Raw genomic sequence first — 14,819 nt, 5'->3', positions numbered from 1 at the left:
CTGCTGCGTCTCTGTTCTGGCGATTCGATCGATCAGTCGAATCCACGGTCGAAAGCGGTCAGTTGGTATACGAGCCGCCTGACAACCGTCACTCGATCATGGCATCGCGGCGGCGCATGCTGACGGCATCGCCTTCGCGGGAGTCGCCGTCATGTCCTTTCCCTTCGGCATTGTCGTTCCCCTGATCTGGCTGGCCTGGCTGCTGTACTGGTTCGTGGGCGCGTTCGGCAACAAGACGGCCGCACGGGTGGACAGCCTGGGATCACTGCTGGTGTATCGGATCCCGCTGCTGGTGGCTTTCCTGCTGCTGTTCGTCAATGACGGCGGCCCGGGTCCAGCCGGTTTGTGGCAGCGCTTCCTGCCGTGGTGGCAGGGCTGGGCGTGGCTGGGTCTCGCGCTGCTGCTGCTGGGGCTGGCGTTCGCTTGCTGGGCGCGGGTTGTGCTCGGGCGCAACTGGAGCGCCACGGTGCAGCTGAAGCAGGACCACGAACTGGTCGTGGTCGGTCCCTATCGCTGGGTGCGCCACCCGATCTACACCGGCATGCTGCTGGGCCTGCTTGGCACCGCGCTGGTGCTCGGCGAGTGGCGCGGACTGCTGGCGCTGGCGCTGGTCGCCGCGGCGTTCTGGTTCAAGCTGCGCCACGAGGAAGCGTGGATGCGCGAACGCTTCGGCGCGGCCTACGCGGCCTACATGCGGCACACCAAGGCGCTGATTCCCGGCGTGCTGTGAAGCGCGCCGGGCCGGCGCTCAGTGCGACAGCGCGAACGCGGTGAGGATTCGCGCGGTCTCCTCGGGCTTCTCGAGTTCCGGCATGTGGCCGCAGCCGTTGAGCGTGCTGGTGCTGATCGCCGGGGCGTGGGCGAGGCCGTTGCGCAGGCTGTCCAGGGCGGAGATGTCGATGATCTTGTCGTCCTTGCACCACAGGCCCAGCACCGGCATGGTGAGCTTGTCCAGGCGGTTCTGCACGGCGAGGTATTGCGAGGGTTCAAGCAGTTCGTTGAACACCTTGGCGATGAAGGCGTGGTCCTTCACGTTGCGCGCCACCAGCACGTCGACGAAGCGGCCGGGGATCGACGGCCGCGTGTCGAAGACCAGGTCGGCGCTGCGCCAGAAGCCGGCGCGGTCGGAGAACACGAACGGGTCCTTGCCCGCCAGCGTCTCGCGGGCGAAGGCGTTTTCCTTGAACTTCAGCCCGAACGCGTCAAGCAGCGCCAGCTCGCCCACGTGCTCGGGGTGCTCGGCGGCGTAGGTGCCGGCGATCGCGCCACCCATCGAGTGGCCGACCAGCAGGAAGCGGCCCAGCCCCAGCGTCTGCACGAAGCTCTGCAGCCGGGCGGCCTGGGCGTCGATGTTGTAGCTCGCGGCCATGTCGCGCGAGGACTCGCCCCAGCCCGGCAGGTCGGGGATCACCAGGTGGAAGTGCGGCGTGAGCTGCTTGGCCATCTCCAGCCACACTTCCTTGCTGTCGGCGAAGCCGTGCAGCAGCACGATGGTGGGGCCTTCGCCGCCCTCGTAGTACGACCAGCGCGTGTCGCCGGCCGGCACGGATTTCTTCTCCAGGTGCGCGGCCATCGCCTCGCGCGCGATGTCGGCGCGGAACAGCCACTGCGGCGCGAACAGGTAGCTGCCGCCCAGTAGCACGCCCAGCACGACGACCACGATGGCGAGGAACTTCAGCCGGCGGATGAGCATGCGCTGCCAGAGCGGGCGGGCGGAGACATTGGTATTGGGCATGGGTGTGGATCTCGCGGTGATGGGATTCCCTTCCTGCTTGCGTGCGGGTAGTGCGCCAGATCTGGCGGCACCGTCATGCCCGCTTTCGCAGGCATGACGGCGCAGGAGGCTGCTCAGGTTCGGCGCATGTCTCTCGGCTGGGAATGGGATGGACGTTGCTTCATTTCGTAGCCGACTGCTTTGCCTTCGCCTTCGCGAACAAGCGTTCCACCGCCTGCTGCGTCATCGGGTGGTAGCCGTCCTTCGCCCTGGCGTAGACCTGCCCGGCATAGGCCAGGCCCTTCGGCGTGTCCGCGAACGCGCGGTACACCGGTATGGTGAGGTAGAGCCGGCCGATGCGGCTCATGTGCTCGGCGGCGGCAGGCCACACGGCCCGGTCGCCGGCGGCGATGGCGTGCACGTACCAGCGCATGCCGATCTCGGCGTTGTGCGTGCCGGTGAGGTGCCAGGCCGCATCGATGGCTTGCACCTGCGCCAGCGTGGGCACGTCGGGCAGGCGGTCGAGGAAGTACATCCATTCCTGGGTGTTCCAGTCCTTCGCGTCCAGCTTCGCGGCGGGCAGGCTGCCGGCGAGGAAGGCCGCGCGTTCCTTGTCGATCATGTCGAAGCGCGGCGAGTCGGGCAGCGGCGCATCCTTCGGGATGCCGGGGCCGTAGACCCACTGCTTCACCTCGTCCCAGCTCATCCTGTCGGGGTATTTCTCGATCAGGTTGGGCTTGAGGTACGCCAGCATCTGCTCGGTGGTGATGCTGTGCCAGGCGAAGTGGTCGAAGTAGCTCTTGAGCCAGGCATCGAAATGCTCGCGGCCGAACTTCTGCTCCAGCGTGCGCAGGAACCAGGAGCCCTTGTCGTAGGCGACGTCGGAGGGCGCGTCATCGGCGCCCACGCCGCGCGGTTCGGGTGCCAGCTTCTGCGAGTTCGCGGGCATGTGGCCGATCGACTTCTCCAGCGCGCGCGCCGAGAGCAGCGCTTCCTCGCTGGCCTGGCGCTTGCCGTACAGCGCCTCGGTGATGCGGCCCTGCACGTAGGTGGTGAAGCCTTCGTTGAGCCAGCCGTCGCGCCACGTGGCATTGGTCACCAGGTTGCCGGACCACGAGTGCGCCAGCTCGTGCGAGATCACGCTGACCAGGCTCTTGTCGCCCACGATGATCGTCGGCGTCACGAAGGTCATGTTGGGGTTTTCCATGCCGCCGAAGGGGAAGGACGGCGGCAGCACCAGCAGGTCGTAGCGGCCCCAGCGGTAGGGGCCGTACAGCGATTCGGCGGTGGCTATCATCTTCTCGGTATCGGCGAACTCGCGCGCCGCCTTGTCCACCACGGAAGGCTCGGCATACACCGCCGAGCGCGGCCCGGTTTCCTTCACCGCGATGTCGCCCGCGGCGATCGCGAGCAGGTAGGACGGGATCGCGTGCGGCTGGTCGAAGCTGAAGTCGCCGTCCAGCGGATGCTTCGCGTCGTTCAGCGCGCTCATCACCACGCGCACATCCTTCGGCGCGGTGACGTGGGCATCGTAGGTGAAGCGGATCGCGGGCGAATCCTGCAGCGGCACCCAGGAGCGCGCATGGATGGATTCGGACTGCGAGAACATGAAGGGCTGCTTCTTGTCCGCCGTCTGCGCGGGCGGCAGCCACTGCAGGCCGGAGGCCGCGGGCGAGGTGACGTAGGTGATGCGCACCTGCGCCGGATGCCGCGGCGCCTCGATGGTGAGTTTGCTGCCCAGCTCCCTGTCGGCGGGTGCGAGCGCGTATTTCAATGCCTGCGTCTTGCCGTTCGCGCCGACTGCGTCCACCGCGGCGATGCTCAGCGCGCGCGTGTCCAGCACCAGCGCGGGGGCTTGCGGATTCTTCCAGTCCAGCTTCAGCGTGGCCACGCCATCGAGTTGCTTGTGCGGAAAGTCGATCTTCAGGTCGAGGTCGAGGTGGGTCACCACCACCTGGTCGGGCTGGGCGTAGGAGTGCGGGTCGGCGGCGCGGGCGCCCAGCGGCAGCACCAGGGCGCCGAGGGCGAGGACGGGAAGCAGGCGCATGCAGCGGCTCCTGGGAATGCGGGAAAGCCGCGAGTATGCCATCGGAGGGTCTTGCCTGGGCCGTGGCGGCAGCCGGGAGACGGCTGCGGAAACCTGGTTGCCGCCGATCGCGCGATCCGCGCTGCCGCAGGTCAGGGCAGCTCGTCGCCGCTGTGCGGATCCTCGCTGTACGGGTGCATCCGGGCGAGGAAGCCGGGTTGCGCCTCCACCCGCGCAATCCATGCACGAACGTGCGGGTACGGCTGCAGCGGCAGGCCGGCCTCTTCGGCGCGACTGGCGTAGGCGAATACCGCGATGTCGGCGATGGTGTAGCGCTCGCCTGCGATGAATGGCCGCGCGGCCAGTTCGCGCTCGAGGACCGCCAGCGTGCGCAGCGCGGCGACGCGCTTCACTTCGACCAGCGCGGGCGGTCGGCGCGGAAGTTTGCCGGTGAGCGTCCAGTGGCGCAGCGTGCCGATCACCGACTCGACCCGTTCCTGCTCGAAGTGCAGCCATTGCTGCACCTTGGCGCGGCCGTACGCGTCCGCGGGCAAGTAGGGCGTGCCGTCGGCAAGATAGGCCAGGATGGCGTTGGACTCGGCCAGCGTGCGGCCGTCGTCCAGCCGGATGGCCGGCACCGTGCCGGTGGGGCTGATGCGCAGGTAGTCCGCGCGCTGCCCCTCGCCTTCGAAGATGCTCACCAGCTCGGTGCGGTGGGGGCGCCCCAGGTGGTGCAGCAGCTGGCGGACTTTCCAGGCGTTCTGCGAGGGACGGTAATCGAACAGGGTGAGCATGGCGGGCTCCGTGGCGGGGAGTCGGCAGTGTCGGCGCCCTCGAGGCGGCCCACCATCCGTTTTTTGCGCGTGCGGCGGGGAAGAACGGAAAGTGGGCGTCCCTCCCATCGGGTGATGACGCGGACAGACAGCCCGGCGCGGGCTGCGCGGAGATGTCGAACAGGCGCTCGCGATCGCGTGCGGGGCGGGTGATCCGTGCCGCCGTGTAAAATGACCCCTTTTGTGTTTTGGATTCATGGCGAAAGCTTCCACACGGGCGCCCGTGCTGGGCCCGGCGTTCATCCGCCTGCTGGCCCGCTTCGGCGACACCGACCTGCCGCAGACGCCGCCGGTGCTGACCGAGCGGTTGGCCGACTGGTTCGACTGGAACCGCGCCCTCGTCCTGTCGCGCGCGCTGGATGGCGACCTTCCCGCGGCCGGCGACGGTGCGGAGATCGAGGATGCCGAGTGCACGCGCGTGCGCAACGCGCTGCGGCAGGCCATCGACGCCGACATCGAGCCGCTCCCGCAGGCGCGCGAGGATGCCCCCGCCATCGACGCCGACTACCAGCCCTATCGCCGGCACTGCATGGCCGTGCAGCGTGCGATGCAGGCCGCCACCGGCCAGTTGCGCGGCCGCCTGCGCCACGCGCTGGCCCCTCGATCGCCCGCCAAGGCGCGCCTGGCGGAGGTGGATGCGGTGATGGAAGCCGTGCTCAGCCCGCGCGAGCAGATGCTGCTGGCCAGAGTTCCCGGCCTGCTCGGCCTGCACTACCGGCGCCTGCGCGTGGCCGGCGCCTCCCCCTCCGCCGGCGCCGACGCGCCGCACGATGCCCCCGCCGCCGGCCCCTGGCTGGCCCGCTTCCGCCAGGACATGCGCATGGCGCTGCTGGCCGAACTGGAGGTCCGCTTCCACCCCATCGACGGCCTGCTTGCAGCGCTGCGCAACCGGTAACCGCCCATGCCCAGAAATCCCCTCGTTCCCGTCGTGTTCCTGGCCGGCCTGCTGGCCGTGGCCTGGGTCGGCATCGGCTACCTCGGCAACCACCCGCTGGCCGCCGCCGTCGCCGCCTTGATCGCCGCCTGCTACCTCGCCGGCGCGTTCGAGCTGCTGCGCTACGGCCAGGCCACCGCCACGCTGGTACGGGCGCTGCCGTCCATCGGGCAGGCCGGCGACGATCCGGGCGACTGGCTCGGGCGCCTGCATCCGGGCCTGCGCAACAGCGTGCGCCTGCGCATCCAAGGCGAGCGCGCCGGCCTGCCCGCGCCGGCGCTGACGCCCTACCTGGTGGGCCTGCTGGTGCTGCTGGGCATGCTCGGCACCCTGCTGGGCATGATGGCCACCCTGCGCGGCACCGGCCTGGCGCTGGAAAGCGCCACCGACCTGGACGCCATCCGCGGCGCGCTGGCCGCGCCGGTCAAGGGCCTGGGCTTCGCCTTCGGCACGTCGATCGCCGGCGTGGCGACCTCGGCGGCGCTTGGGCTGCTGTCGGCGCTGCTGCGGCGCGAGCGCACGCAGGCCGTGCAGCAGCTGGACGCCGGCATCGCCGCGCACCTGGGTCACCTCGCGCCGTCGGTGCAGCGCCGCGAGACGTTCCGCCTGCTGCAGGCACAGAACGCGTCGATGCCGGTGCTGGTGGAGCGCCTGCAGGCGCTGGCCGATACGCTGGAACGCCAGCAGCAGGTCGCCGGTGAACGCCTGCACGCCGACCAGCAGGCCTTCCACCAGCGCACCGAGGCCGCCTACACCCGACTGGCCACGACGCTGCAGCAGGCGCTGCACGACGGCATCGCCCAACAGGCCGGCGCCGTGGGCGCCGCGTTGCAGCCGGTGGTGGAGACCACCATGGCGGGATTGGCCGAACAGTCCGGTCGCCTGCACACGGCCATCGAGCAAGCCGTGCGCAGGCAGCTCGATGGCCTCCACGACACCGTGCAGGAAGCGGCCGGCGCCGCCCGCGACAGCTGGCACGCCGCCGTCGCCGAGCAACAGTGCGGCAACGCGGCACTGGCCGACGGCCTGCGGCAGGCGCTGCAGCAGTTCGCCGCCACCTTCGAGCAGCGCTCGGCGGCACTGGTCGATGGCGTGGCCGCACGGCTGGAGGACAACGCCACGCGCACCGCCGAAGCGTGGAACAGCGCGCTCGCCCGCCAGCACGAGGCGCACGACGCCCTGGCCCGGCGCAACGAACAGGCGTTGCTGGCGGCCTCGGCCAGCTTCGACCAGCACGCGCGCGCATGGGTCGGCAGCCTGCAGCAGTCGCAGGGCGAACTGCAGGCGACCTTCGCCGCGCGCAGCGACGCGCTGGTCCAGTCGCTGCAACGCTCGCACGGCGAGCTGCAGTCCGCGCTGGAAGCACGCGATGCCGAACGCCTGGCGCAGTGGCGCGATGCGTTTGCCGCGTTGACCGACGAGTTCGGCCGGCGCTGGGAGCACGGCAGCGCACAGGTCGCCGCGCATCAGCAGCAGGTCTGCGCCACGCTGGAGAAGACCGCACGGAGCATGAGCGAACAGGCACAGGCGCAGGCCCGCGACACCCTGGCCGGGATTTCGCGGCTGGTCGCCACCGCCTCGGAAGCGCCGCGCGCCGCCGCCGAAGTGGTGGCCGAGCTGCGGCAGAAGCTGTCCGACAGCATGGTGCGCGACACCGCGATGCTGGAGGAGCGCGGCCGCCTGCTGGCCACGCTGGAAACCCTGCTCGATGCGGTCAACCACGCCTCCACCAAGCAGCGCAGCGCGATCGACGCGCTGGTGTCCACCTCCGCCGACCTGCTGGAACGCGTCGGCAGCCGCTTCACCGCGCAGGTCGAAAACGAGCGGGCCAAGCTCGACGAGGCCGCCGCGCACGTCACCGGCAGCGCCGTGGAAGTGGCCAGCCTGGGCGAGGCGTTCGGCGCGGCGGTGCAGCTGTTCGGGCAGTCCACCGCGGCGCTGAACGGGCGCCTGCAAGGCATCGAGTCGGCGCTGGACAAGTCGCTGGCGCGCAGCGACGAGCAACTGGCCTACTACGTGGCGCAGGCGCGCGAGGTGATCGAGCTGAGCATGCTCTCGCAGAAGCAGATCATCGGCGAACTGCAGCAACTCGCCGGTGCGCGCGAAAACGCCGGCCTGGTGGGTGCATGAGCGACGAGATCGAATTCGACGCCGAATCCACCGCCACCACCTGGGCCGCGTTCGGCGACCTGATGTCGGTGCTGCTGGGCGCGTTCGTGCTGATCCTGGCCGGGGTCATCGGCAGCCAGCTGCTGCTGCACCACCGGCTGGACGAGGAAGTGAGGCAGCGCCAGGCCGCCGCCGCCCGCCTCAAGACGCTGGAACAGGCGCTGGCCGCGCCGCTGGCCGCCGGCCGCGTGACCCTGGTCGACGGCCGCATCGGCATCAGCGGCAGCGTGCTGTTCGCGCTCAACTCCGACCAGCTGCAGCCCGAGGGCCGCGAACTGCTGCAGGGCATCGCCGGCCCGCTGCGCGACTACCTGTCTGCGCGCGACGAGATCCTGATGGTCAGCGGCTTCACCGACAACCAGCCGGTGCGTGCGGCCAACGCCCGCTTCGCCGACAACTGGGAATTGTCGGCCGCGCGTGCGCTCACCGTCACCCGCGCGCTGATCGCCGACGGCGTGCCGGCGTCGGCGGTGTTCGCCGCCGCGTTCGGCGCCGAGCAGCCGGTCAGCTCCAATGACGACGCAGCCGGCCGCGCCAAGAACCGCCGCGTGGAGATCGCGCCGATCCCCCGCCACCGGAACGGCGGCAAGGCCGATGCGCGCTGAGCCGGGCGACGCCCATGCGCGGCTCGATGCCTGGCGGCGGCAGGGCGCCGACCGCGTCGATCCGTTGCGCTTCGCATGGATGGCTGCGCTGGCGCAACGTGCCGCGCGCCACGACGGCGCGGTGCGGCGACGGCTGGACAGGCGCCTGCAGGAACTGGCCGATGCCTATGCCGCCCTGCTCGCCGATCCACCCGCGGCGAAGCCGCCGCGCGGTGCGGACGAAAGCCCGCTGAGGCAGCTCCTGGCGCAGTTCGGCAGCGCGCCGCGACGGGATGCCGCTCCGCAACCCGCATCCGTGGCGCAGGCCGGTGAGCCCGGCGGGCAGGCGCCCGCCATCGACACCGCGCCCATGCCGGTACTGGATGAGTTCCGCCAACTGTGGAGCCGCATCCGCATCGACAGCCTGCTGCGCCAGTGCCTGGATTCGCTGTCCGCCGACGCCGGCCCGCTGCATTCCAGCGTGCTGACCTATCGCGCCATGGCGCTGATGCGCGAAGTCTCGCCCGGCTACCTGCAGCACTTCGTCGCCTACGCCGACGTGCTGACATGGATGGAGCCACTGGGCGGCGGTGCGGCCGGCGGTGGCGATGCCGACGGGGCGGCCGGCGCCCGCAAGCCTGCGCACGCCGGTGGCGGGCGACGCAAGAGGTGAATCCGGAGTCTCGGGGACGCGGGCCACGCGGAGATATGGAACAGGCTCTAGCTGTAGCGATCCGCCAGCTGGTCGGTGGCCTCGACCAAGGCGTCGACGATGGCAGGGTCGGCGGCGCTGTGGCCGGCGAGCACGATGCGCAGCTGCGCCTCCGGCCATGCCGCGTGCAGGTCGAGCGCCGTCTTCACCGGGCAGATGATGTCATAGCGGCCGTGCACGATGGTGGCGGGGATGCGGCGGATCCTCGCCACGTCGCGCAGCAACTGGTCCGGCTCGAGGAACATGCCGTGGCGGAAGTAGTGCGCCTCGAGTCGCGCGAGGCTCACGGCCTTGTGCGGTTCGGAAAAATCGCCGGGCGCGTCGGGGTCGTGCAGCAGGGTGGTGCTGCCGCCTTCATAGTCGCTCCACGCCTGCGCGGCGGCGAGGCGCAGCGCTTCGTCGGCGCCGTCGAGCCGCCTCCAGTACGCCTCGATCATGTTGCCGCGTTCGGCGTGCGGGATGAAATCGCGGAAGCGCGCCCAGCGCTCCGGGAAGATGAAGCGCGCACCGCCGTCCGCCTCGTTGAACCAGCGCAGCTCCTCGCCGCGCGCGAGGAAGATGCCGCGCAGCACCAGCCCCAGCACGCGTTCCGGATGCGCCTCGGCGTACGCCAGAGCCAGCGTGGAGCCCCACGAGCCGCCGAACACCACCCAGCGCTCGATGCCCAGCTCCTCGCGCAGCGCCTCGATGTCGGCGACGAGGTGCGCCGTGGTGTTGTCGACCAGGTCGGCGAACGGCGTGGACTGTCCCGCGCCGCGCTGGTCGAACAGCACCACGTGCCAGCGCGCCGGATCGAAGAAGCGGCGGTGGTACGGCGCGATGCCCGCGCCGGGGCCGCCGTGCAGGAACACCGCCGGCAACGCGCCGGGCGCGCCGCATTCCTCCACGTGCAGGGTATGGCGCGCATCCACCGCGAGGCGGTGCGTGCGGAAGGGTTCGATCTCGGGGTACAGCTCGCGCATGGCGGATTCCTGCGTTGATCTGTGCGGGAGCGGCTGTAGGAGCGGCTTCAGCCGCGATGCCACGACGGTCGCGGCTGAAACCTACGCACCGGTTTCTGGGGACGGTCAGGTGAACTGCAACGTATTGGTGAGATCGCCCGGCGCCGGCCCGCCTGCGTCGCGCATCGCCTTGTCGCGCAGCACGATGCCGGGCAGCGGCTCCAGCCCGAAGCGGCGGTTGAGGAAGCGCTGGATCGAGCCGGTGTCGTAGACGGTGTGGTCGACGTGGCCCTGCTTCGCGTGCGGCGAGACCACCAGCGCGGGGATGCGCGTGCCCGGCCCCCAGCGGTCGCCCTTGGGCGGCGCCACGTGGTCCCACCAGCCGCCGTTCTCGTCCACGGTGACGACCACCATGGTGTGCGGCCACAGCGGGCTTTTCCGCAACGCGTCGATGACGCTGGCGATGTGCGCGTCGCCCGCCGCGATATCGGAATAGCCCGCGTGCATGTTGAGGTCGCCCTGCGGCTTGTAGAACGCCACCGCGGGCAGCGTGCCGTTGGCGATGTCGGCGATGAAGCGGTTGGTGGCGGCGTCGCTGCCGACGCCGCCGTCGCGCAGGTGCCGCGCGCGTGCGGCGGTACCGGGCGCGAACGCCTGGAAGTAGTTGAGCGGCTGGTGGTGCTCCTGGAAGTTCGGCCCGTAGGGGAAGCTGTCGTGCGAGCCGCGCACGCCCTTGCCGTCCAGCGCCAGCTGCCAGCCGCCGCCGTACCAGGCCCAGTCAACGTTCGCCGCGCTGAGGCGGTCGCCGATGCTGGCATGCACCTGCGGCGGCAGCGTGCTGGGGTCGGCGGAATCGGCCAGCAGCGGGTTCTTCGGATCCTTGGTGAAGGCCGGCGCATACGGCGGGCCCATCGTGTTCACCGCCCAGAAGTCCGGCGTGAGCGCCATGCGCGAGGCGAACTTCGGCCGGCCCTGCATCGCGCTGGCGGGCGAGTCCCCGGCCAGCTTCGGGCGGATGCCGGCGGGGTCGTCGCCTTCCAGCTCGGTGATCTGGAACTTCGCCGGCCCCTGGTCGGCGTGCGGGAAGAACGGCGGCTGCGCGGCGACCAGGTACTGGTGGTTGAGGAAGGAGCCGCCGAACGCGCCCATGAAGAAGTTGTCGCACAGCGTGTATTGCCGCGCCAGCCGCCACAGCGCGAAGTTGTCCGCGCCGGTGGCGTAGTGGCCCATCACCAGTGCGCCGCTGTCGCCCCAGGCCACGAAGCCGTCGTTGCGGCCGCCGTTGATCTGCAGCTGGTTGTTGTAGAAGCTGTGGATCAGGTCGCGCGTGACCAGCGCATGCGGCAGCGGTTCGCCCTCGGGCGTGCGCAGCGCGAACGGCGCATTGGCGAGCTCGCGGATCGCGTCCTCGGCGATGTGGTATTCGCGGCCGTCCAGCACCTGCCTGTGCGGCACCAGGCCGTGCCAGATCGGCGGCAGCGCATCGAGCAGCTTGCCGTCGCGGTCGCGCTGGCGGAATTGTTCGGGCGCCAGCGCGGACAGCGGCTGCGCGAGGCCGGGGAAACCGCCGAACAGGTTGTTGAAGCTGCGGTTCTCCGCATAGATCACCACCACGTGGCGGATGTGCTCGCGCAGCGCGGCATCCAGCGCATTGTCAGCACCGCTGGCGGCACGCGCATCGTGGCTGCCCGCGGCCGTCTTGCAGCCGCCCACGGCCAGCGCGGCGCCGGCCAGGGCGATGCCGCCCAGCAGGCGGCGGCGGGTCGGGTCGACGGGCGCGTCGTCGCCGGCGGCGGGCGGGGCAGGCGGCAGCTTCTCGGTCATGACGGTTCGCTCGTGTGCGGCAGGCTGAGTCGGGGAGAGTACGCGCGCCGCGTGTCGTCGGCGAGACTGGCGGAGGTGTCGTGCCCGGACGACGCGGTTGCGATGCGGCTCAGTCCAGCGGCAGCTTGCGCGCGGCGTCCCACATCGCGCGGGTGATGGTGCGGTTCGCGTGCGGTGCCTGCAGCACGATCAGGGTGGTGGTGCTGACGCTGGCGTGGATCTTCAGCAGGCGGTCGAGCACGCTTTCCAGGTGCCCGATGGACATTGCCACCACGCGCAGCAGGGCGGAGTCCTCGCCGGCGAGGCGGCGGCAGTCCAGCACCTCGGGGATGTCGGCGACGATCTGGCCGATGCGCGCGCAGATGCCGCCGTCGCAGCGCAGGCGCACCATGGCCTCGATGCGGTAACCCAGCCGCTTCGGCTCCACCACGGCGCGGTAGCCGGCGATCACGCCGGCCTCCTCCAGCCGCTTCACGCGTTCGGCCACGGCCGGCGCGGAGAGTTTCACCTTGCGGCCCAGCTCGGCATAGCCCAGTCGCGCGTCGCGTTGCAGGGCTTCGAGGATGTGCCAGTCCTTGGCGTCCAGTTCGGGTTTCGATTCCAAGGCAACTCCCTCCAGGCTCGTTTCGTTCGATGGCGAAACATCACAATGGCTTGCTGTTCCATTATTCCGCGGCATCGCACGCCAGACTAGGATGCGCACTCCCCCGCACAGAATCCGCCCCATGGTTTCCACCGAGCGCCTCGACGCACGTGCCCTGATCTGCATCGCCATCGCCCTGATCACCTGGTCGTCGGCGTATGCGGCGATCGCCTACGCGCTGGCCTCGTTCACGCCCGGCGAGGTGGCGTTCTCGCGCCTCGCCATTGCCTCGCTGTGCTTCGCGGCGCTGCTGGTGGCGAAGCGGGCGCCGCTGCCGGCGCGGCGCGACTGGCTGCAGTTGTTCGTGCTGGGGCTGGCCGGCCTCACCACCTACCACGTCTGCCTCAACTGGGCGGAAACACGCATCGCCAGCGGCACCGCGTCCATCATCATCTGCCTGGTGCCCGCGGCGACGGCGGCAGTGTCGGCGCTGTGGCTGCGCGAGCGGTTGAGCCTGCGCACCTGGATCGGCCTCGGCGTGGCGCTGGCCGGCACGGTGCTGGTGGTGCTGGCCAGCGGCCAGCGCGTCGAGGCCGATCCGAAGGCGCTGCTGGTGCTGGTCTGCGTGCTGGCCTCGGCGATCTATTTCGTGGGGCAGAAACCGCTGTTCGCGCGCTCGGGTACGCTGGCGGTCACCGCCTTCACCTTCTTCGCCGGCACGCTGGGTTGCCTGCCGTTCGCGGGCGGCCTGCCGCGGGCGCTGGCGGCGGCGCCGTGGTCGCACGTCGCCGCGCTGCTGTGGCTGGGCATCGCGCCCAGCTTCATCGGCTACCTCGCGTGGAACGTGGCGGTGCACCGCGCGAGCGCCTCGCGGGTGTCCAGCTTCATCTACCTGTCGCCGCCGATCGCCATCGTGATCGGCTGGGCATGGCTGGGCGAAGTGCCCGGCGCGATGGTGCTGGTGGGCGGCGCGGTCGTGATCGGCGGCGTGGTGCTGGCGAACGCGCGGCGACGCCCCGCGGTGCCGGCAGCGACCCCGTTGGCCCAGGCGTGCAAGCCGTCCTGAACATCCGATCGTCGAGAAGGAGTGCCGCGTGTACGAACTTTACATCGCCAACAAGAACTATTCCTCGTGGTCGCTGCGGCCCTGGGTGCTGCTGCGCGGGCTGGGCATCCCGTTCGACGAGAAACTGGTGCCGTTCCTCGGCGGGGTCGGTGCGAACTGGGATGCGTTCCGCACGTTCTCGCCCACCGGCAAGGTGCCCTGCCTGCGCGACAGCGACACGGTGGTGTGGGATTCGCTGGCGATCGCCGAGTACGTGGCCGAGGCACATGCGGGCGTGTGGCCGGCGGACCGCGTCGCCCGCGCATGGGCTCGTTGCGCGGCCGCGGAAATGCACTCCGGCTTCATGGCCCTGCGCAGCGTGTGCACGATGAACTGCGGCGTGCGCGTGCGCGTCGAGGCGCCGGATGCGGCGCTGCGCAAGGACATCGCGCGCGTCGGCGAATTGTGGAACGACGGGCTGGACCGCTTCGGCGGCCCGTTCCTCGCGGGTGCGGCGTTCAGTGCGGTCGACGCGTTCTACGCGCCGGTGGCGTTTCGCATCCAGAGCTACGGGCTGCGCCTCGACGAGGCCTCGCAGGCCTATGTGCAGCGCCTGCTGGACCTGCCCGCGATGCGCGAGTGGTACGCCGCGGCGCTGGCCGAGACCTGGCGCGACCCGGAGCACGAGGACGAGGCGCACCGCGCCGGCACGTGGCTGCAGGATTTGCGCGCGTCCTGAACTGTCGACGTTGCCCGGGGCGGCGCGGGCTCCCGCGCCGCCCCGGAGCGAATCAGCGCTTCGCCTGATTGTGCTTCACGCGATGGATGCGCTTGCTGTCGCGGTTGTCGGCGTGCTGGATGCGCTGCTGTTCGCGCGGACCGACGCGGCCGTTGCTGGCGCCCGCCACGTGCTCCATGTGGTCGACGTGCGCCTGGCGGCCCTGCATGCGTGCATCCTCGCGATGGGTGAGCTGGCCGGACTTCACGCCGTGGGCGAGGCGCTGCTCCTGGTTCGCGTTGCGCCGCACATCGGCCTGCAGGCGGCGCGACGAGGCCGAGTTCGGGTTGCCCGTGGTCGCGTCGTGCTTGTCCTTGTAGATCGCCGCACTGTCGCGGTTCTGCATGTGCTGGATCTGCGCGTTCTCGGCCTTGGTCATCGTGCCGTTGCGCATGTCGCGCTGCTCGGTGCGGTCGAGGTTCGCCTCGCGCTGCTCCAGGTTCGAGGCCTGGCGCGTATTGAGCTGGCCGGACTTCAGGCCCTGATCGATGCGCTGCTGCTGGTTGGCGTCGCGCTGGGTATCGCTGGCCGCGTTCTGGGCGGGGGCGGCCTGCGTCTGCGCGGTTGCCGTGCCGCCCAGTCCCAGCAGGCCGACGACCAGCCACTTGCAAGCATGGTTCTGCATGGTGCTCTCCTCCTCGTGGGTGCCGCCTGCTGCGCAGGTGGTCTGGGAACG

14 protein-coding genes are annotated in these 14,819 nt (G+C 70.6%); 7 read left to right on the top strand and 7 right to left on the bottom strand.

Annotation, left to right across the window (positions count from 1 at the left end):
- Positions 1–151 precede the first annotated feature (151 nt).
- Entirely contained in the window at positions 152–730 is a 579-nt protein-coding gene (locus tag ABQJ56_RS01175) for a methyltransferase family protein (RefSeq protein ID WP_367843155.1), read from the top strand.
- Positions 731–748: 18 nt separating this feature from the next.
- Here ABQJ56_RS01175 and ABQJ56_RS01170 read toward each other — a convergent pair whose 3' ends face one another.
- From ABQJ56_RS01170 to ABQJ56_RS01160, 3 genes are all read right to left on the bottom strand, one after another.
- Positions 749–1,735, bottom strand: a complete 987-nt coding sequence (locus tag ABQJ56_RS01170) for an alpha/beta fold hydrolase (RefSeq protein ID WP_367843154.1) — start codon at positions 1,733–1,735, stop codon at positions 749–751.
- Between the two features lie 160 nt (positions 1,736–1,895).
- Complete coding sequence (locus ABQJ56_RS01165; RefSeq protein WP_367843153.1) at positions 1,896–3,761, bottom strand: M1 family metallopeptidase; 1,866 nt, start codon at positions 3,759–3,761, stop codon at positions 1,896–1,898.
- A 131-nt stretch (positions 3,762–3,892) separates the two neighbouring features.
- Positions 3,893–4,534: a glutathione S-transferase family protein gene (locus ABQJ56_RS01160; protein WP_367843152.1), complete on the bottom strand. Its 642-nt coding sequence runs from the start codon at positions 4,532–4,534 to the stop codon at positions 3,893–3,895.
- A gap of 235 nt (positions 4,535–4,769) precedes the next feature.
- On the opposite strand from ABQJ56_RS01160, the gene ABQJ56_RS01155 reads away from it, so the two are divergent.
- From ABQJ56_RS01155 to ABQJ56_RS01140, 4 genes are read left to right on the top strand one after another with little or no spacing between them, the layout of a single operon-like run.
- Complete coding sequence (locus ABQJ56_RS01155; RefSeq protein ID WP_367843151.1) at positions 4,770–5,468, top strand: DUF3348 domain-containing protein; 699 nt, start codon at positions 4,770–4,772, stop codon at positions 5,466–5,468.
- Between the two features lie 6 nt (positions 5,469–5,474).
- Positions 5,475–7,637: a DUF802 domain-containing protein gene (locus tag ABQJ56_RS01150; protein ID WP_367843150.1), complete on the top strand. Its 2,163-nt coding sequence runs from the start codon at positions 5,475–5,477 to the stop codon at positions 7,635–7,637.
- Positions 7,634–8,281, top strand: a complete 648-nt coding sequence (locus ABQJ56_RS01145) for an OmpA family protein (RefSeq protein WP_367843149.1) — start codon at positions 7,634–7,636, stop codon at positions 8,279–8,281. Before ABQJ56_RS01150 ends, ABQJ56_RS01145 begins: the two co-directional genes overlap by 4 nt.
- A complete protein-coding gene (locus ABQJ56_RS01140) occupies positions 8,271–8,933 on the top strand; it encodes a DUF2894 domain-containing protein (protein WP_367843148.1) in 663 nt (220 codons plus the stop codon). The genes ABQJ56_RS01145 and ABQJ56_RS01140 overlap by 11 nt, the downstream gene beginning before the upstream one ends.
- Positions 8,934–8,980: 47 nt before the next feature.
- Here ABQJ56_RS01140 and pip read toward each other — a convergent pair whose 3' ends face one another.
- The 3 genes from pip to ABQJ56_RS01125 form a co-directional block, all read right to left on the bottom strand.
- Complete coding sequence (pip, locus tag ABQJ56_RS01135) at positions 8,981–9,934, bottom strand: prolyl aminopeptidase (RefSeq protein WP_367843147.1); 954 nt, start codon at positions 9,932–9,934, stop codon at positions 8,981–8,983.
- A gap of 105 nt (positions 9,935–10,039) precedes the next feature.
- Positions 10,040–11,737 carry an acid phosphatase gene (gene acpA / locus ABQJ56_RS01130; protein ID WP_367843146.1) on the bottom strand — a complete coding sequence of 566 codons (1,698 nt, stop codon included), beginning with the start codon at positions 11,735–11,737 and terminating at the stop codon, positions 10,040–10,042.
- A 109-nt stretch (positions 11,738–11,846) separates the two neighbouring features.
- A complete protein-coding gene (locus ABQJ56_RS01125; RefSeq protein ID WP_367843145.1) occupies positions 11,847–12,341 on the bottom strand; it encodes an Lrp/AsnC family transcriptional regulator in 495 nt (164 codons plus the stop codon).
- A 121-nt stretch (positions 12,342–12,462) separates the two neighbouring features.
- Between ABQJ56_RS01125 and ABQJ56_RS01120 the strand changes: the two genes are divergently transcribed.
- Both ABQJ56_RS01120 and ABQJ56_RS01115 read left to right on the top strand, forming a co-directional pair.
- Positions 12,463–13,386 carry a DMT family transporter gene (locus ABQJ56_RS01120; RefSeq protein ID WP_367843144.1) on the top strand — a complete coding sequence of 308 codons (924 nt, stop codon included), beginning with the start codon at positions 12,463–12,465 and terminating at the stop codon, positions 13,384–13,386.
- Between the two features lie 28 nt (positions 13,387–13,414).
- Positions 13,415–14,104, top strand: a complete 690-nt coding sequence (locus tag ABQJ56_RS01115; protein ID WP_367843143.1) for a glutathione S-transferase N-terminal domain-containing protein — start codon at positions 13,415–13,417, stop codon at positions 14,102–14,104.
- Between the two features lie 52 nt (positions 14,105–14,156).
- On the opposite strand, the gene ABQJ56_RS01110 is transcribed toward ABQJ56_RS01115, so the two are convergent.
- The gene (locus tag ABQJ56_RS01110) at positions 14,157–14,768 is read right to left on the bottom strand and encodes a hypothetical protein (protein WP_367843142.1); all 612 of its coding nucleotides are present in this window, start codon (positions 14,766–14,768) and stop codon (positions 14,157–14,159) included.
- Between the last annotated feature and the right edge of the window lie 51 nt (positions 14,769–14,819).

The sequence above is a fragment of the Rhodanobacter geophilus genome, assembly GCF_040812275.1.
GTDB classification, from domain to species: Bacteria; Pseudomonadota; Gammaproteobacteria; order Xanthomonadales; family Rhodanobacteraceae; genus Rhodanobacter_A; species Rhodanobacter_A geophilus.
This window is presented reverse-complemented; position numbering and strand designations above follow the sequence as displayed.